Here is an 18145-nt window from a genome sequence, read left to right as displayed (position 1 = left end):
CCCGTGAAGATCGCAGTGCTCTCTCGCGCGCCGCAGGCGTACTCCACCCAACGACTGCGTGCCGCCGCGCTCCAGCGTGGTCACACCGTCAAGGTGCTGAACACGCTGCGCTTCGCGATCGATCTCACGTCCGACGAACCGGATCTGCACTACCGCGGGCGTCAGCTCAGCGACTACGACGCGATCCTGCCGCGCATCGGCAACTCGATCACCTACTTCGGCACGGCTGTAGTCCGGCAGTTCGAGCAGATGGACGTGTACACGCCCAACACGGCGAACGGCATCTCGAGTGCGCGTGACAAGCTCCGCGCCAATCAGATCCTCTCCCGTCACAACATCGCGATGCCGCCCACCGCGTTCGTCCGCAACCGCGCCGATGTGCGTCCGGCGATCGAGCGTGTCGGCGGCGCCCCCGTGGTCATCAAGTTGCTCGAGGGCACGCAGGGTATCGGCGTGATCCTCGCGCCGCAGGTCAAGGTGGCCGAGGCGATCATCGAAACGCTGCACTCGACGAAGCAGAACGTGCTCATCCAGAAGTTCATCTCCGAGAGCCGCGGACGCGACATCCGTGCACTCGTCGTCGGAGATCGAGTCGTGGCGGCGATGCGCCGTTCGGCTGCGGGAGACGAGTTCCGCTCCAACGTCCATCGCGGCGGATCCGTCGAGGCCGTCGAGCTCGATCCGATCTACGAGCGGGCAGCTGTGCGCTCCGCCCAGATAATGGGACTGCGGGTCGCCGGCGTCGACATGCTGGAAGGCGACGACGGGCCTCTGGTGATGGAGGTCAACTCGTCGCCGGGGCTGCAGGGCATCGAGATGGCGACGAAGCTCGACGTGGCCGGCGCCATCATCGACTACATCGCCGGGCAGGTCGCCTTCCCCGAGATCGACGTGCGTCAGCGCCTCACCGTCTCCACGGGCTACGGCGTCGCGGAGCTCATGGTGCACGGCGCGGTCGACCTCGTCGGCAAGACGCTCGGCGAAGCGGGTCTCTGGGAGCGCGACATCACGGTTCTCACCCTGCACCGGGGGGTCTCGGTCATTCCGAACCCCCGTAAGCACGTCGTCCTCGAAGCGGACGATCGGCTGTTCTGCTTCGGCAAGCTCGACGAGATGCGTTCGATGGTTCCCGAGCGTCGCCGTCGCCGCGCCAAGGTGCGCCGACTTCCGCGCCAGCCGCTCTCAGAGTGAACGAAGAAGCGCGGCCGCTCCTCATCCGAGGTGCGGCCGCGCTTCTTCGTATGCAGGCTGGATCAGCGCGGGCGCTGCGCCCTGACCTTGGTCGGGTCGATCCCCTTGGGGATCGGCAGCGACGAGATCGACTGCGACACGGACTCGATGCGTCGGATGACGGCACCCATCGTCGCCTTGTCGATCACCTTGGGAAGCTTCTTGATGGTCTTGGCGAGGTCGGCGATCGCCACGTCGTCGTCGCCGTGTCCGACGTAGATCACGGTCACGGGAACACCGTGGGCCACGCGGGCGGCCTTGCTGCGCTCGTCGTTGACCAGGCGGGTCAGGCGTCCGCGAGAGCCTTCGCCGACCACCACGACGCCGCCACGGCCGACAGTGCGGTACACCGCATCCTGCGTCTTCGGGTTGATGCCGACCGGCGTCTCAGAACCCTGCCAGTTGCGTCCGAGGCTCGTGCTGATCACGTGGCCGGTGGCGCCGGGCATGCCGTCGATCTTCTGGTACATCGCAGAGGTCGACAGCCGGGTCATCAGGAACATCGCGCCGAGGATGCCGAGCATCAGGCCGGAGATGCCCCAGAGGATGAGTGTCCACACCTGGAACGGCGGGATGAGGTAGCCGACGATGAGTCCGATCAGGACGCCGAGAACCAGCAGCGCGATCTGTGCCCAGGGAAGCCAAGGGTAGATCTCCCTCGTGAACTTGAAGAGGGACTTGATCTGGGAGAAGAACCCCGGACGCTTCTCGGGCGCGGACGAACGGTTTGCCATGTCCATAAGAATACCGACTCCCGGCCGCGCTCACGTCGTCGTTCGCGTCAGGCGGATTCATGCACAAGGCACCCGTCCTGCACAGCGTGGAAAGGACTCGGATCCGTTCACATCGCCCGGTTCGAGACCACAGCGGTCGAGCGATGCGATGACATGGGCGCATGACAGTCGGAGAAGTGCCCGTTCGCGGTGCGTCGCTGGTACCCGGAGCGCACCGCGTGATCAGACAGCTCGACGCCGAGGAAGGCCCGTATGCGGGAGCGCTCGTCACGCGCGGGGAGTCCGTGGCGGTTCAGATCGACTGCGAGACGCTGGCCGGATGGACGGGCTGGGAGCACGCGGGTGACGAGCACGTCGCGGGTCCGATCGACGTCGTGCGGCGCCACGACGGCCACGACGTCCTGCTTCCCTGGTGCACGGAGCGGGTCGGTGCCTTTCTCGGACGCCGATCAGCCGCCGACGTCGCGTTCGCCGCGGGTGAGCTGACCACCATGGTGGCGAGTCTTCTGAGAGGTCTGGGTGAACTCGCTCGCGCAGACGGCCCCGCCGTCACCGGGGACTGGTGGTTGACGGACGACGGGCGCCCGACGTTCGTGATCGGCGCAGGCGATGATGCGCGGTCGGCCACGCGGCGTCTGATCGAGAGGATGCAGCGGGACTGCAGCGATCGTTCGTTGGGCCGCTTGCTCGGGGAGATCAGAGACGGGCTGCAGAAGAGCGGTGAGCGTCCGTGGATGCCGGTTCGGCAGCTCGAGCGGTGGGAGTCGGAGCTGTTAGCGACCGCGGCCTCGCGGCCGCTCAGGCGCGACGTGCATGCGTCGGAGAATGCACGGGATATCGACGTCGCCCGCCGCGTCGTACCGGTGCCCGGGACGAGACGTGAGGCGCGGGGAGGGGGATCGGATCGCTGGACGGATCGGGGACTCCGGGGTGCGATCGATCGAGCGATCGAGTGGGCGAGGCATCGGTCGGAGGAGTGCAGGACTGCTTTCGAGGGACGATGGAGCCGGCGGGGTCTCAAGACCGGCAGAGACAGGCCACCCAGGCGCGAGAAGAAGCTCTCAGACGTCGTCGCCGGTGATGTCGGTCCGGTGCCTCGGCGCCGTGGACGCAGACTGGTCGTGGCTGGCGCTGCGGCAGCGGTCGTGCTCGGTGGGGGCCTGCTCTGGCCGGGTGGTGCGACCGGGGAGCCCGCGGCGGGGAAGGGCCGACCGTCGCCTGCGGTGAGTCGGAGTGCTGCAGCTCCGCCGACGGCCGCGCCGACGGCGCCGGCATCTCCGATCCCGGCCGCAGAGCCGACAGATCAGTCGACCGGCTCCGAGGACCCGGTCGTGGCGGCGCGGGCGCTTCTGCTCGCCATCCGGCACTGCGCCGAGACGGGGGACCTGGCGTGCTCCGTCGCGGTGGCTCCCGGCGCATCTGGAATCGTGGAGGCGCTCGCGGGGGCGGCATCGGGGGAGAAGGAAGCGGAGCTGGCCGAGGTCGACGAGTACGGCGATGTCGCGGTCATCCGCGTCTCGTCGATCGCGGTGATCGGTGAGGGGCCGGCTCCGCAGCGGATCGAGCAGATGGTCGTGGTCGTGCAGGTCAATGAGAAATGGCTGGTCCGCGACGCCTACGACGTCGCGGACCAGCCAGGGTGATGCTGTGGTCAGGCTCCGAGCTGAGCGGCGAACTGGGCCGACTCGAGGCGGGCCTTGACAGCGCCCAGGAAGCGGGCGGCGTCGGCGCCATCGATGATGCGGTGGTCGTACGAGAGTGCGAGGTACACGTACGAGCGGACGGCGATCGCGTCTGCGCCGCCGACCTTGACGAGACCGGGGCGCTTGACGACCGTTCCGGTGCCGAGGATCGCGGACTGCGGCAGGAACACGACGGGGGTGTCGAACAGTGCGCCACGCGAACCGGTGTTGGTCAGCGTGAAGGTTCCGCCGGCGAGCTCGTCGGGCTTCAGCTTGTTGTCACGCGTGCGCGCTGCGAGGTCGGCGATCTCGTGGGCGATCTCCGCGATGTTCTTCGATGCGGCGTCGCGCAGGACCGGCGTGAGCAGACCGCGCTCGGTGTCGACGGCGATCGACACGTTCTCGGAGTCCGGGTAGACGATGTTCTCTCCGTCGACCGTGGCGTTCACGATCGGGAAGGCGCGCAGCGCCTCAGCGGCAGCCAGAGCGAAGAACGGCAGGAACGACAGCTTGTCGCCGGTCTTCTCGAGGAACGATCCCTTGACGCTGTCGCGGTACTCCGCGAGAGCGGTGACATCGACCTCGACCACGGTGGTGAGCTGAGCGGTCTGCTGCATCGACTCGACGGCGCGCTTCGCGAGGACCTTGCGCAGACGCGACATCGGCTGCGTGGTGCCACGCAGCGGCGAGACCTCGAGCGGAGCCGGTGCGGCAGGAGCGGCGGCTGCAGCGGGTGCAGACGACGCGCTCTCGGCGGCCTTGAGGACGTCTTCCTTGCGGATGCGTCCGCCCACGCCGGTGCCGGTGACGCTGGCGAGGTCGACACCCTGCTGTGAGGCCAGGCGGCGCACGAGCGGGGTCACGTACAGGTTGTCGCTCTCCGTGGGGAGGGACAGCTTCGGCTCGGCCGGAGCAGGAGCAGCGGCCGGAGCAGGAGCAGCGGCGGGTGCCGGAGCAGCGGCGGGTGCCGGGGCGGCAGCGGGAGCCGGAGCAGCGGGAGCCGGAGCAGCGGGAGCCGGAGCAGCGGGTGCCGGAGCTTCTGCCGCCGGAGCGGGAGCTTCTGCCGGAGCCGCGGGAGCAGCACCGGAGCCGACACGGGCGAGCACGGCGCCGACGGCGACGGTCTCGTCTTCAGCGGCCACGATCTCCTGCAGCACGCCGGCGACGGGCGACGGGATCTCGGTGTCGACCTTGTCGGTCGAGATCTCGAGCAGAGCCTCGTCGACCTCGACGGTGTCGCCGATCTGCTTGAGCCAGCGCGTGACGGTGCCCTCGGTGACACTCTCGCCCAGCTCGGGGAGGACGATGTCGGTGGCATCGCCGGCCGGAGCGGCGGCGGGCGCGGCCTCAGCGGGAGCGGCAGCCTCAGGCTCTGCCGGTGCGGCGGGTGCCTCGGCCTGCGCTGCGGCCGGCTCGGGCGCCTGTTCGGCGGCCGGAGCCGCTGCAGCAGGAGCATCGTCGGCAGGGGCCGGGTTGCTGCCGTCGCCGATGCGCGCGAGCAGCGCGCCGACCTCGACGGTCTCGTCCTCGGCGACGAGGATCTCCTCGATCACACCGGTGATGGGCGAGGGGATCTCGGTGTCGACCTTGTCGGTCGAGATCTCGAGCAGGCCCTCATCCGCCTGAACGGTGTCTCCCACCTGCTTGAGCCAGCGGGTGACCGTACCCTCTGTGACGCTCTCGCCGAGAGGAGGGAGGACGACGGATGTGCTCATGACTGAGTCTCCTTCAAGAAGTTAAATGACGCGTGTCTAGCTTAGTGAACTGTTCACCGGTTGGTGTTCAGAGGGCGTGCAGTGGCTTTCCGGCGAGCGCGAGGAAGGCTTCGCCGAGTGCCTCGCTCTGAGTCGGGTGAGCGTGGATCAGGGGTGCGATGTCCTCGGGGTGAGCCTCCCACGCGACGGCCAGCTGGCCCTCGGTGATGAGTTCGCCCACGCGGTCGCCGAGCAGGTGGACACCGATCACGGGTCCGTCCTTGAAGCGGACTACCTTCACGAGCCCGCCCGTGCCGATGATCTCGCTCTTGCCGTTTCCGGCGAGGTTGTACTCGTAGGCGACGACGGCATCCGCGCCGTGCTCGGCGATGGCCGCCTCTTCGGTGACGCCGACCGACGCGACCTCGGGGCTCGAATAGGTGACCTTGGGGATCTGGATGTCGGGGATGTTCGTGGGGGAGAGTCCGGCGATCCGCTCCGCGACCGCGATGCCCTGCTGGAAGCCGCGATGTGCGAGCTGCAGACCCGGGGTGATGTCTCCGACGGCCCACACTCCGGGGACGCCGGCGCGGAGGTCCTGATCGACAGCGACGAAACCACGATCGAGGGCGACGCCCGCCTCCTCGAAGCCCAGGTCGGAGGTGACCGGACCGCGTCCGACAGCGACGAGGAGATAGTCGGCGGAGAACTCCTTGCCGTCCTCGAGGGTGACGGTGACGGAGGTGTCGTCCTGCGTGGCGGTCTGGAACCGGATTCCGAGCGAGTACTGGATGCCGCGGCGGCGGAAGGCGCGCTCGAGGCCCTTGCTCATCGCGATGTCCTCGTTCGGGACGAGATGCGGGAGGGCTTCGATGATCGTGACCTCGGCGCCGAACGAGCGCCAGACGCTCGCGAACTCGACGCCGATCACGCCGCCGCCGAGGATCAGCAAGCGCTCGGGGATGACGTCCAGAGCCAGCGCCTGCTCACTCGTCAGGATCCGCCCGCCGATCTCGAGGCCGGGAAGGGTCCGGCTGTACGACCCTGTCGCGAGGATCACGTCCGTGCCGACGTAGACGTCGTCTCCCACGCTGACCGAGCGGTCGGCGTTCAGGTGACCGGTACCGGCGACAGTCGTGATGCCTCGGGCCTTGACGAGGCCTTCGAGGCCCTTGTACTTCTTCGCGACGATGCCCTCCCGGTAGGCGCGCACGCCGGCGGGGTCGATGCCCTCGAGCGTCGCGGAGATGCCGACATGAGCTGCGCCACGCACATGCTCCGCCACCTCTGCGGCGTGCAGGAGCGCCTTGGTGGGGATGCATCCCCGATGCAGGCAGGTGCCGCCGACCTTGTCCTTCTCGATCAGCGCGACGGACTTGCCGAGCTCGCTCGCTCGCAGCGCTGCGGCGTATCCGCCGCTTCCGCCGCCCAGGACGACGATGTCGAAGGTGTGCGTGGTCATGGTCATGCCTCCGTGTGGGATGCTTCGGCGAACGCGATGATCGATCGGACCATCGCGCCCGTGGGGCCCTTGTCGGTGAAGCCGTAGGGCGCACCGTTGTGCTCGCCGGATCCGGCGATGTCGAGGTGCACCCAGGGGATGCGAGGGGCGTCCTTCTCGTCGGAGACACGTCCGACGAAGCGTCGCAGGAAGAGCCCTGCATACGACGCACCGCCCATGCGGTCGCTCATGTTCGCGTTCTGCATGTCGGCGATGGGGGAGTCGAGCGAGTCCTCCATGTGCTCGGGCAGAGGCATGTGCCAGGCGAGCTCGTCCGCGGTCCGCGCTGCGGTCAGGAACTCGGCGACCGCGTCATCGGCGCCGAACACGCCCGTGTGACGGTGGCCCAGCGCCATGACGATCGCACCGGTGAGGGTCGCGACGTCGATGATCACGTCGGGATTCTCCCGGCTCGCGGCGACCAGGCCGTCCGCCATGACCAGACGGCCCTCGGCATCCGTGTTCGGGACTTCGACGGTGGTGCCGTCGAGCATCCGGATGACGTCACCGGGGCGCAGCGCGCGACCTGAGGGCATGTTGTCGGTGATGCAGAGCCAGGCAGTGACGTGCACGGAAAGACCGAGCGCGGCGATCGCACGCAGTGCGGCGACACTCGTCGCGGCGCCGGCCATGTCGAACTTCATCCCCACCATCGATGCCGCGGGCTTGAGCGAGAGTCCGCCGGTGTCGAACGTGATCCCCTTGCCGACCAGCGCGATGTGGCGGGTGGCGTCCGCGGGTGCGTAGTCGAGTCGCACGAGACGCGGAGGACGGTCCGAGCCCTGGGCGACTCCGAGGATTCCGCCGAACCCCTGCTCGGCGAGGGCAGCCTCATCGAGGATCTCGACCGTGACGTCGAGGCCCTCGACGCTGTCCGCCGCGCTCTGCGCGAGCTGTGCGGGGCTCTGCCACTCGGCAGGAACGAACACGAGGTCCTTCACGAGAGCGACGGCCTCGCCGACCGCGACGGCTCGAGAGAGCTCCTGGTCATCGAGATCCGCATGCAGCACCACCGACGTGGCACGGCTCTTGCCGGGCTCGCGGCGGTAGCTGTCGAATCGGTAGCCGCCGAGGACGGCACCTTCGGCCGCCGCGGAGGCGAACTCCTCGAGTCCGGGGGCGAGTCCGAGCGAGACGTTCTCGAAACCGGTGAGCGAACGAAGAGCCGCGCCGACCGCGTTGCGCACGGCTGCGGCATCGGGTGTGCGTCCGACCCCGACGACGGCGAACGGCAGCTCCGTGACCTCCGGGGCGTACACGCGGGTGAACGCCGACGGCGAGCCCGTGAAGCCGATGCCCTTCAGGGAGGCGGCGAGTCCTGGGTGGTCCGACAACGACTCTGTGGAGTCGGCGATTTCGGGGATGACGAGCACTGCGGCGTCTGCAGCGCTTCCGGGGAACTGATCTGAGGTGCGCGAGAGCGCGGGAAGCGTCATGCCTCCATCCTAGGGAAGCCTGCAGGGGGAGACGCGGAGCGAGTGTTCGCTCTCAGCATGACGGCCACCGCCCGCCCGTCGGAACCTGCTCGTAGCATGGACTCATGCCCTTCTCCGGAGAGATCCATGAACGTGTAGCGAACGCGCCGGCGGTGCCGCGCGGGCTGCCCCTTGTCCTGCTCCTGACGGGTTTCACCGACGCGGGCAACGCTGTCTCAGGGCTCATCGAGCACCTCCGCGAGACGACCTCCCCCGAGCCGATCGCGGTCTTCGACAACGACGTGCTCCTCGACTACCGCGCGCGTCGTCCCGTGATCTCGTTCGATCAGGATCACCTCACGGAGTTCCGTCCTGCGCGGCTCGAGCTCTCACTCGCGACCGACGCCCTCGGCCAGAAGTTCCTGCTCCTCGCGGGCTACGAGCCCGACTTCGCCTGGAACGAGTTCGCGCGCACGGTGCTCGACCTCGCCGACGAGTTCGAGGTCTCCGGCCTCAACTGGGTCCACTCCATCGCGATGCCCGTGCCCCACACCCGTCCGATCGGCACCACGGTCAGCGGCAACCGTCGCGAGCTCACGGTCGCGCACTCCGTGTGGCGTCCGCGTACGCAGGTGCCGGCGACCGCAGGGCATCTGCTCGAGTTCCGGTTCGCCGAGCATGGCGCCCGCGTCGTCGGCTTCGTCCTGCTCGTGCCGCACTACCTCGCAGAGACCGAGAATCCGGAAGCCGTGATCGCGGCCGCCGAGAAGCTCATGGCCGCCACCGGCCTCGTGATCCTGCTCGACGAGGTGCAGGAGCGCCGCCAGGACTATCTGACGCGGGTCGACGAGCAGGTGCTCGGCAACGACGAGCTGCAGCAGATGGTGCAGGGTCTCGAGCGTCGCTACGACGCCTACATGGCCGGCCGCGATCCCGAGGACGGCTCGTACGACGAGGGCGGGTTCAACGAGCGCGATCTCCCGAGCGCCGACGAACTGGCTGCCGAGCTCGAGCGCTATCTCGCCTCACGTCCCAGCGGCGACGAGGACAAGCCCGGCCGAGGCTGACGCCCGGGGTTGACATCCGGGTCGTGAACTTCGGCCGAATGCACCTGCATGCCCACACGTGTGCGATACTAGGACTCTGACCCGTTGTCAATCGATCTTTCCGGAGATCTGACTTGACAAGGGTCTTACTAGTGTCCGAAATGCTCCGGGGCCTGCGAGCGGCCCCGTGAAAGGCGAAACGTGACTCCTGCCACGACGAAGAAGACCCGGACGACGAAGAAGACCGCCGACGCTCCCGAGGTCGACGCCCCGGTCGAGGAGGCCGCTGAGAAGCCGGTTCCCAAGACCGCAGCGCAGCGGGCCGCTGCCAAGCGCGCGCCCGCCAAGAAGAAGAAGGCCGATGACATCGTCGAAGACGACGAGACTCCTCCGCCCGCAGAACCCGACGAGGACGACGAGGACTCCAAGCCCAAGTTCACCGAGCCTCTGCCGACCGGCGCCATCGTCATCTCGTCGAACGACGACGAAGACGTGCCGGTCTACTCGACGCAGATCACCGGTGCGACGGCCGACCCCGTCAAGGATTACCTGAAGCAGATCGGAAAGGTCGCACTGCTGAACGCGGCCGAAGAGGTCGAGCTCGCGATGCGCATCGAAGCCGGTCTGTTCGCCGAAGAGAAGCTCTCGACGATGACCGCCGCTGAGAAGGCCGGTCAGCTCGGACTCGACCTGCAGTGGGTCGCCCGCGACGGTCAGCGTGCCAAGAGCCACCTGCTCGGCGCCAACCTGCGTCTCGTCGTCTCTCTCGCCAAGCGCTACACCGGCCGCGGCATGCAGTTCCTGGATCTGATCCAGGAGGGCAACCTCGGTCTGATCCGTGCTGTCGAGAAGTTCGACTACACCAAGGGCTTCAAGTTCTCGACGTACGCCACCTGGTGGATCCGTCAGGCGATCACGCGCGCCATGGCCGACCAGGCCCGCACCATCCGCATCCCGGTGCACATGGTCGAGGTCATCAACAAGCTGGCCCGTGTGCAGCGCCAGATGCTGCAGGACCTGGGCCGCGAGCCCACGCCGGAAGAGCTCAGCCGCGAACTGGACATGACGCCCGAGAAGGTCGTCGAGGTCCAGAAGTACGGTCGCGAGCCCATCTCGCTGCACACGCCCCTCGGTGAAGACGGCGACAGCGAGTTCGGTGACCTCATCGAGGACACCGAGGCCGTCGTCCCCGCGGACGCGGTCGGCTTCACGATGCTGCAGCGTCAGCTCGAGCAGCTGCTCGACTCGCTCTCCGAGCGTGAGGCCGGAGTCATCCGGATGCGCTTCGGACTCGGCGACGGACAGCCCAAGACTCTCGACCAGATCGGTGACACGTTCGGCGTGACGCGTGAGCGCATCCGTCAGATCGAGTCGAAGACGATGGCGAAGCTGCGACACCCGAGCCGCTCGCAGTCGCTGCGGGACTACCTCGAGTGATGCAGGCGAACGAGGGCAAGGCGCTCGAGACGAGCGTCGATGGCAAGAGCTACGCACGTATTCCGCTGCGCACCCGCGTCGTCATGCCTGACGACGACCTCGACTCCGTCATCACCGAGTACGCGAAGGATGCCGTGCAGCCGGGAGACCTGCTGTTCGTGACAGAGAAGATCGTGGCGATCACCCAGGGACGCTCGTACCGTCTCGACGAGATCACCCCGCGTCCGCTCGCGCGCTTCCTCTCTCGCTACGTAGTGCGCACGTCCTACGGCATCGGTCTCGGCATGCCGGAGACGATGGAGATGGCGCTGCGCGAGTGCGGCACCCTGCGTATCCTCTTCGCGGCCGGCGTCTCGGTGATCACGAAGGCCTTCGGCCGCCGCGGAGACTTCTATCGCATCGCGGGCGACAAGGCCCGCGCGATCGACGGACCCACGAAGAACACGATCCCGCCTTACAACCAGGCGGTCGTGCTCGGGCCGAAGAACCCGCGCGAGGTCGCTCTCCGCATCCAGAAGCTGGTCGGCGGACAGGTTGATGTCGCGGTCGTCGACATCAACGACATCGGCGGCAACATCCTCGGCTCGACCCTCGACAAGACCGGTGAGCGCCGGCTCGTGCAGATCCTGGGCGACAACCCGCTCGGACAGGCGACGCAGTCGACGCCGATGGGAATCGTCCGCGAGGTCTGAACCGCCCGCTCACGCTCGAATCACACGAAGAAGGCCCGGATGCTCAGCATCCGGGCCTTCTCTGTATCTGCGTCGAGGGGTCAGAACCCGATCGCGGCCTGGTAGCGAGGCTTGTGACCGGTGCGGATGCCCGTGACGCTCGGCTTGTTCTCGTACACGCCGGCTCCCCAGTTCCCCTCGACCAGGACAGGCCCCTCGGGGGTGACCACGACGTCCCAGCCGACGTACTGCACCTGGGGTACGACGCGGGCCACCTGGTCGACGAACTCCCGGACCTCGTCCATCATCGGCAGCTGGAAGTCGGCGATCGGAAAGCCCGAGTCGGGGTGCGTCACGTGCACGTGACCATGCGAGTCGTAGCCCGAACCGACGGCGTGTCCGTCCTCGTCGAGCATGGTGTAGAAACCGCCGAAGCTCATCTGATCGCTCACAGCTCCGCGCCCGAACTTCTGCGCCATGGCGAGGATGTGCGTCTTCTCACCGTCGAAGAACGCGGTGATGCGGGTGGTGTTCACCGTGCCGGGGCAGACGGCGGCGAGGTCGGCGTGCTGACGGATGACCTCTTCGACCAGCACCTGCTTCTTCGACAGCAGCTCCGAGTGGAAGGCATCCCAGTCGGTCACGTCGGCCGCGTGGTAGCGGTGCACGCCCGTGCCGGCCTGACCGTGCGTCTCCTTGACGACGATCGTGCCCTGGCGTTCCGTGAAGGCGCGCAGCTCCTCGGCGTTGCCCTCGGTGATGAGCATCCACTCGCGCTTGAGGAACGCGTCGAAGACGGCGTTGAACTCGGCCTTGTCGTGGAAGAGGTGCCGGTAATCGGGGTGGTCGTACTTCTGCGAGATCTCGTTGGAGACCGGGTGCGTCATGAAGGTGTCGCGCTCGGCCTTGGTGAGGATCGCGAAGTCATAGTCGATGTAGTCCTGGAACCCGACGTTGTGTCGACCCGCCGACCACAGCATGTCGACCACCACGAGAGGCACGGCCTTGCCGTGCTGGGCGGATGACTCCTTGGCCCTCTCGATCACCGAGGCGACGTCGATGCGGCGGGCGCGCGTCAGCAGATAGCGGACGCGGGGCACGAGGGAAAAGCGTGACATGGATCTCCAAGGTCGGGGTCCCATCCAGTCTACGGGGGGCACGCACGGCATCCTGAGAAGGCGGAGCTAGGCTGGAACCGTGTGTGAGAAGACATCCAGCTCCCGTCCGCGGGCGATGATCTCGCGGTCGGCTCTGGCCGCGTCCGCGTCCGCAGCTGTCGACGCGGGAGGTCGCATCGCGGATCTCCGCAGGGATGCCTGGGGCCATGGAGTGCTCGCGATCGCACACGCCGTGACGGGTGCCGGCGCTGCCGCCGTGCTCGTGGACTACGCCGAAGAGGCCGAGATGCTGCGACTCGAGGGCATCGAGGCGGTCACCGAGGGCGCGGCCGACATCGATCCGTCACTGCTCTACGGACTGCCCGACGTCGAGGGGACGCTGCGCACGACCCCCGTGATGCGCCTCGCCGGACGGATCCTCTCGACGAAGCCGCTGAAGGCCGGAGATGCGGTCTCGTACGGCTACACGCATCGAGCAGCGCGCGACACCACAGCGGCACTCATCACCGGCGGATACGCGCAGGGGATCGTTCGGGCGCTCGGCAACGCGGCCCACGTCGAGATCGACGGCGTGCAACGGCCGATCGTCGGGCGCGTGGCGATGGATGTCTGCGTGATCGATCTGCAGGATGCCGCCGATGCTCAGCCGGGTGTCGACGCCACCTATTTCGGCGGGCCGGGACCTGCCGGCCCCGGGCTCGCACGATGGAGCGCTCTGACCGGACTCACGATCGCCGAGCTCATCACCGTGGCCGGGTCGCACGCGGAGCGGGGGTGGGAGGCATGAGCCGCCCGGAACTCCGCATCCGCACCGATCGGTTCGTGGCGAACATCGCCGCCGTGCGCGAGCGCATCTCTCCGTCGGCCCTGATGGTGGTCCTCAAGGACGACGCGTACGGACACGGGCTCCGCTGGGCGGTCGAGGCAGCCCAGAGCGCCGGCGTCGAATGGTACGGCTCCTACGACGTCGGCAGCGGTGTCGAAGCACGGAGCGTGCTGGGCGAGAGCGGACGCGTGCTCGCCTGGGTGACATCGACCGATCCCGAGATCGACGAGGCGCTGCGTCAGCGGATCGACCTCGGCGTCGGCAGCGCCGAGTACCTCGACCGGATCGTCGCGCGTGCGCAGCACCTCGGCCTCCGCGCACGGATCCATCTCAAGATCGACACGGGGCTGCACCGCAACGGACTGCTTCCGGAGGAGTGGGCGCAGACGATCGCAGACGTCCGTGCCGGCGAGACCGCGGGGCAGCTCGAGCTCGTCGGGATCTGGAGCCATCTGGCCGAAGCCAGCGACGACGAGGACGACGAGGCCCAGGCGGCGTTCCTCGAGGCCGTCCGCGTGGTCGAGGAATCCGGGGACGCCCCCGAGGCGCTGCATCTGACGGCATCCGCAGCATCCTGGTGGCGCCCCGAGCTGCGCGGTTCCGTCTCTCGGATCGGTGCGTTCTGCTACGGCGTCCGCTCGGCCGACGGCCCGGACCCGGAAGGGATCCTGCCTGTGGCGGAGCTCGTCGCCACGGTGATCGAAATCCGCGACGACGGCGCGGTGATCGCGATCGGCTCTTTCGACGGCATCCCGTCCACTCTTGCGGGCGCGCAGGTCGGCACGCCGGCGGGAGCGCGCGAGCTGGTCCGCATCGACATGACGACGTCCGTGGTCGCCTCGTGGCCGGACATGCGGGTCGGCGACGCCGTCCGGCTCTTCGGCGCGGGGGAGCACGGAGAGTCCAGCGCGACCACCATCGCCGAGAGGATCGACACGGTCGGGGAGGAGATCCTCACCCGACTGACACCTCGCGTGCGCCGTGTCGTCATCGAGTGACGGCGAGCGCCACTGAACGAGAGCGGAGCCCGTCGCATGACGGGCTCCGAGGCGGATCAGACCGAGTGACTCAGTCGATCAGACGAGCGGTCTCATCGTGCCAGCTCGTGGCGATGCTGCGGAGCTTCTCTTCGTACTTGCGTCCGTGGTGGGCGCAGAAGAGCAGCTCGGAGCCGTTGACCTCGGCCGCGATGTAGGCCTGAGCGCCACACGAATCACAGCGATCCATGGCGGTCAGGCGGAACTCGACGGCGGAGGTCTCACGTTCAGTCGTTGCGTTCATCTCGGTGCCTCCTTGAGAGTGTCGGGTTCGCTGGTTGGGCGTGCTCAATGTAACCACGCTGTGGCTGTAGTAATGCCCGGTTTGCGGCGTGTTTCGCTCAGCGCGTACGCGCAGCGGTCGTAGTGGTCGCTCCAGGGGAGTGTCTGCGGGCCCGGAGGAGGCATCGCGAATAGACTCGGAGATTGTGACCGCCGAGTATTCCGCCCATCATCTCCAGGTGCTCGAAGGGCTCGAGGCCGTCCGCAAGCGTCCCGGTATGTACATCGGTTCGAACGGATCCCCGGGCCTGATGCACTGCCTCTGGGAGATCATCGACAACGCCGTCGACGAGGCCGTCGCGGGCAACGGCTCGAAGATCGACATCATCCTGCACGACGACGGCAGCGTCGAGGTCCATGACCGCGGCCGCGGCATCCCCGTCGACGTCGAGCCCCGCACGGGTCTCACGGGCGTCGAGGTCGTGTTCACGAAACTGCACGCCGGAGGCAAGTTCGGCGGTGGATCGTACGCCGCATCCGGTGGTCTGCACGGTGTCGGCGCCTCGGTGGTCAACGCGCTGTCCGAGCGCCTCGACGTCGAGGTCGACCGTGGCGGCAAGACGTACGCGATGTCGTTCCATCGTGGCGAGCCGGGACTCTTCGCCGACTCCGGCGAGAAGCGACCGGACGCGAAGTTCACTCCGTTCCAGGACAAGAGCGAGCTGCGGGTCGTCGGCAAGGCGCCGCGCGGCACCAGCGGCACGCGAATCCGCTACTGGGCTGACCACCAGATCTTCACCAAGGATGCGGCGTTTCAGCTCAACGATCTGGTGAACCGCGCTCGACAGACGGCGTTCCTCGTCCCCGGCCTCGAACTCGTGATCCGCGATGAGCGCGCAGCGAACGGATCCGAGGTCGAAGGCCAGGCGATCGAGACCTCCTACCGGTACGACGGCGGCATCTCGGAGTTCGTCGAGTACCTCGCGAACGACGCTCCTGTCACCGACACCTGGCGCATCCAGGGCGAGGGCACCTTCAAGGAGACCGTTCCCGTTCTGCAGGCCGACGGCCACATGATCGCGACTGAGGTCGAGCGGGTCTGCGCCGTCGACATCGCGATGCGCTGGGGCACGGGCTACGACACGACCACGCGGTCGTTCGTCAACATCATCGCCACGCCCAAGGGCGGCACGCACCAGCAGGGCTTCGAGCAGGAGCTGCTCAAGGTACTGAGATCGCAGGTCGATCAGAACGCACGCCGTCTGAAGGTCGGCAGCAACGACAAGCTCGAGAAGGACGATGTCCTCGCCGGCCTCACTGCGGTGCTCACGGTGAACGTCCCCGAGCCGCAGTTCGAGGGGCAGACGAAGGAGATCCTCGGCACACCGGCCGTGCGCCAGATCGTGGCCCAGGTGATCCGCAAGGATCTCGCGGCTCGCTTCAGCTCGACCAAGCGAGACGACAAGAGTCAGGCGACGCAGCTGCTCGACAAGATCGTCGCCGAGATGAAGGCCCGCGTCTCGGCTCGCGCACACAAGGAGACGCAGCGACGCAAGAACGCGCTGGAGTCGTCGACCCTTCCGACCAAGCTGGTCGATTGCCGTACGAACGAGGTCGAGCGCAGCGAGCTGTTCATCGTCGAGGGGGATTCCGCCCTCGGCACAGCCAAGAACGCGCGCAACAGTGAGTTCCAGGCCCTGCTGCCGATCCGCGGAAAGATCCTCAACGTGCAGAAGGCATCCGTCGGCGACATGCTGTCGAACACCGAGTGCGCGTCGATCATCCAGGTGATCGGTGCGGGGTCCGGTCGGAGCTTCGACATCGACGCCGCGCGATACGGCAAGGTGATCCTGATGAGCGACGCCGATGTCGACGGCGCGCACATCCGCACGCTGCTCCTCACGCTCTTCTACCGGTACATGCGTCCGCTCATCGAGCACGGACGCGTGTTCGCCGCGGTGCCGCCGCTGCACAGGGTGATCGTGATGAACCCCGGCTCCAAGCCGAACGAGACGATCTACACCTACAGCGAGCAGGAGATGCACACGCTCCTGGCCAAGCTCCGCAAGGCCGGCAAGCGCTGGCACGAGCCGATCCAGCGCTACAAGGGTCTGGGCGAGATGGATGCCGAGCAGCTCGCGAACACCACGATGGATCGTGGCGGGCGGCTTCTGCGCCGAGTGCGCATGGAGGATGCCGAGGCGGCGGGTCGCGTCTTCGAGCTGCTGATGGGCAATGAGGTCGCTCCGCGTCGCGAGTTCATCATCGATTCCTCCGATCGCCTCTCGCGGGAATCGATCGACGCCTGATCGTCACCGCGCGAGCGACAGCGCGGCACGGTAGACATCGATCAGAGCATCCCGGTGGGTGTCCTGCGAGACGTGCTCGCGGTGCGAGATCGCGGCCGTGCTCATCGACCTGACGGCGGCCGGGTCGTCGCGCAGCGCGCGGAGTGCACGGGTGAGCCCGTCGGCATCCGGGGTCGCGGTCACGATGCCGCCGCCGTCGGGGAGCATCTCGGCGAGGTCAGGGTCGGTGACGATCACCGGCAGCCCCGACGCGATCGCCTCGAGGATGACCATCGGCTGGTTGTCGAAGTCGAGCGAGGTCGACACCAGCACGTGCGCCTGGCGCATCCCGTCGAGCACCTGGGACTGGGGGACGCCACCGTGCACCGTGAGGCGGCCCGGCGGCAGGTCCACAGCGGCGGCGGCGACAGCGCGACGCGCGACACCGTCGCCGAACATCTCGGCGCGGACTCCCGGCGACTGCCGCAGAGCGTCGACGAAGACCTGAGGCCGTTTCTCGGGCGACAGTCGGCCGCACCATACGACGCGGAGCTCTTCGTCCGGCGTGACGATCCGCGGCGTCGGCGAGCCGACCCGGTCGAGCACACTCGATTCGAGCCCGTTGGACAGCACGGTCAGCGGGGTCTGCACGCCCTGGGCGACAAGCTTCGCCGCGAAATGCGCCGACGGCACGATCACCTGATCGGCATGATTCGCCTGACTCACCATGAGCCGCCACATCCGCTGGGCCATCCGCGTCTTCGCGTACGCGGCGGTCGAGTCGATGCGCGCCCGGTCGTGGCTCAGGCGACGTCGATGCATGGCCGCGAGCAGCGCCGTCGTGACGGAGGGAAGCGGAAGCACGGATCTCGTGTACACGTCGATGCGCCCGTGCATGGTCTGCACGATCGGGATGCCGAGGGCCCGCGCGGCCTCGAAGCCGGCGAGCGCCGCGAACATCTCGGTGTGCACGTGGACGATCTCGATCCCGCGCGCGCTCAGACCGTCTCGAAGCGCCGTTGCCGCAGCCGTCGGCGTCCAGGTGAACGGATAGCCGTCCGGTGCGAAGCCGCGGGCCGTGGGCAGCCGCACGATGTGCGGATCCCTGCTGGGCTCGGCCAGCGGCGCGAACACGAACACCTCGTGCCCGGCGTGCTCCAGGGCCTCCCTGTGCGCCTTGATCACGGTCTGCACACCGCCCAGAGTCGGCAGGTAGTAGTCGGTGACCATGGCGATGCGCACTC

At 67.8% G+C, this 18145-nt stretch carries 15 protein-coding genes; 8 read left to right on the top strand and 7 right to left on the bottom strand.

The genetic code is table 11. From position 1 onward, the window contains the following. The first annotated feature begins 3 nt into the window (after nt 1-3). Nucleotides 4-1191: a RimK family alpha-L-glutamate ligase gene (locus OD997_RS03850; RefSeq protein WP_434330417.1), complete on the top strand. Its 1188-nt coding sequence runs from the start codon at nt 4-6 to the stop codon at nt 1189-1191. Nucleotides 1192-1253: 62 nt separating this feature from the next. On the opposite strand, the gene OD997_RS03845 is transcribed toward OD997_RS03850, so the two are convergent. Beyond that, a complete protein-coding gene (locus tag OD997_RS03845; protein ID WP_056311620.1) occupies nt 1254-1964 on the bottom strand; it encodes a DUF4191 family protein in 711 nt (236 codons plus the stop codon). Between the two features lie 161 nt (nt 1965-2125). Here OD997_RS03845 and OD997_RS03840 point away from each other — a divergent pair, with 161 nt between their 5' ends. After that, nucleotides 2126-3607 (top strand): hypothetical protein, encoded by a 1482-nt coding sequence (locus OD997_RS03840; RefSeq protein ID WP_434330416.1) that lies wholly within the window; start codon nt 2126-2128, stop codon nt 3605-3607. A gap of 8 nt (nt 3608-3615) precedes the next feature. Here the strand turns inward: OD997_RS03840 and sucB are convergent, their stop codons facing one another. The 3 genes from sucB to OD997_RS03825 form a co-directional block, all read right to left on the bottom strand. Beyond that, nucleotides 3616-5361, bottom strand: coding sequence for a 2-oxoglutarate dehydrogenase, E2 component, dihydrolipoamide succinyltransferase (gene sucB / locus OD997_RS03835; RefSeq protein WP_434330415.1), 1746 nt, complete (start codon nt 5359-5361; stop codon nt 3616-3618). Between the two features lie 67 nt (nt 5362-5428). After that, a complete protein-coding gene (gene lpdA / locus OD997_RS03830; protein WP_434330414.1) occupies nt 5429-6802 on the bottom strand; it encodes a dihydrolipoyl dehydrogenase in 1374 nt (457 codons plus the stop codon). A 2-nt stretch (nt 6803-6804) separates the two neighbouring features. Then, nucleotides 6805-8277 (bottom strand): leucyl aminopeptidase, encoded by a 1473-nt coding sequence (locus tag OD997_RS03825; RefSeq protein ID WP_434330413.1) that lies wholly within the window; start codon nt 8275-8277, stop codon nt 6805-6807. Nucleotides 8278-8381: 104 nt separating this feature from the next. Here OD997_RS03825 and OD997_RS03820 point away from each other — a divergent pair, with 104 nt between their 5' ends. The 3 genes from OD997_RS03820 (at nt 8382) to OD997_RS03810 (ending at nt 11431) form a co-directional block, all read left to right on the top strand. Further along, entirely contained in the window at nt 8382-9323 is a 942-nt protein-coding gene (locus OD997_RS03820) for a proteasome assembly chaperone family protein (protein WP_056307490.1), read from the top strand. Between the two features lie 180 nt (nt 9324-9503). Next, a complete protein-coding gene (locus tag OD997_RS03815) occupies nt 9504-10739 on the top strand; it encodes an RNA polymerase sigma factor (protein ID WP_056307492.1) in 1236 nt (411 codons plus the stop codon). Continuing rightward, entirely contained in the window at nt 10739-11431 is a 693-nt protein-coding gene (locus tag OD997_RS03810) for a coenzyme F420-0:L-glutamate ligase (protein ID WP_434330412.1), read from the top strand. The genes OD997_RS03815 and OD997_RS03810 overlap by 1 nt, the downstream gene beginning before the upstream one ends. A gap of 80 nt (nt 11432-11511) precedes the next feature. Here the strand turns inward: OD997_RS03810 and OD997_RS03805 are convergent, their stop codons facing one another. Next, nucleotides 11512-12528 (bottom strand): sugar-transfer associated ATP-grasp domain-containing protein, encoded by a 1017-nt coding sequence (locus OD997_RS03805; protein WP_434330411.1) that lies wholly within the window; start codon nt 12526-12528, stop codon nt 11512-11514. Nucleotides 12529-12607: 79 nt separating this feature from the next. Between OD997_RS03805 and OD997_RS03800 the strand changes: the two genes are divergently transcribed. Together OD997_RS03800 and OD997_RS03795 are read left to right on the top strand one after the other, a co-directional pair. After that, nucleotides 12608-13315 (top strand): alanine racemase C-terminal domain-containing protein, encoded by a 708-nt coding sequence (locus tag OD997_RS03800; protein ID WP_434330410.1) that lies wholly within the window; start codon nt 12608-12610, stop codon nt 13313-13315. Then, nucleotides 13312-14352: an alanine racemase gene (locus OD997_RS03795; RefSeq protein ID WP_434330409.1), complete on the top strand. Its 1041-nt coding sequence runs from the start codon at nt 13312-13314 to the stop codon at nt 14350-14352. Before OD997_RS03800 ends, OD997_RS03795 begins: the two co-directional genes overlap by 4 nt. 70 nt (nt 14353-14422) lie before the next feature. Here OD997_RS03795 and OD997_RS03790 read toward each other — a convergent pair whose 3' ends face one another. Further along, the gene (locus OD997_RS03790) at nt 14423-14635 is read right to left on the bottom strand and encodes a DUF7455 domain-containing protein (protein ID WP_042540282.1); all 213 of its coding nucleotides are present in this window, start codon (nt 14633-14635) and stop codon (nt 14423-14425) included. Between the two features lie 184 nt (nt 14636-14819). On the opposite strand from OD997_RS03790, the gene OD997_RS03785 reads away from it, so the two are divergent. Beyond that, nucleotides 14820-16922, top strand: coding sequence for a DNA gyrase/topoisomerase IV subunit B (locus OD997_RS03785; protein ID WP_434330408.1), 2103 nt, complete (start codon nt 14820-14822; stop codon nt 16920-16922). Between the two features lie 3 nt (nt 16923-16925). On the opposite strand, the gene OD997_RS03780 is transcribed toward OD997_RS03785, so the two are convergent. Further along, on the bottom strand, nt 16926-18143 hold the full coding sequence (locus OD997_RS03780) for a glycosyltransferase (protein ID WP_434330407.1): 1218 nt from the start codon (nt 18141-18143) through the stop codon (nt 16926-16928). Between the last annotated feature and the right edge of the window lie 2 nt (nt 18144-18145).

The sequence above is a fragment of the Microbacterium sp. CGR1 genome, from assembly GCF_051062835.1.
GTDB lineage: Bacteria > Actinomycetota > Actinomycetes > Actinomycetales > Microbacteriaceae > Microbacterium.
Note: the sequence above shows the minus strand (reverse complement) of the source record. Positions and strands in the feature narration are given on the sequence as shown.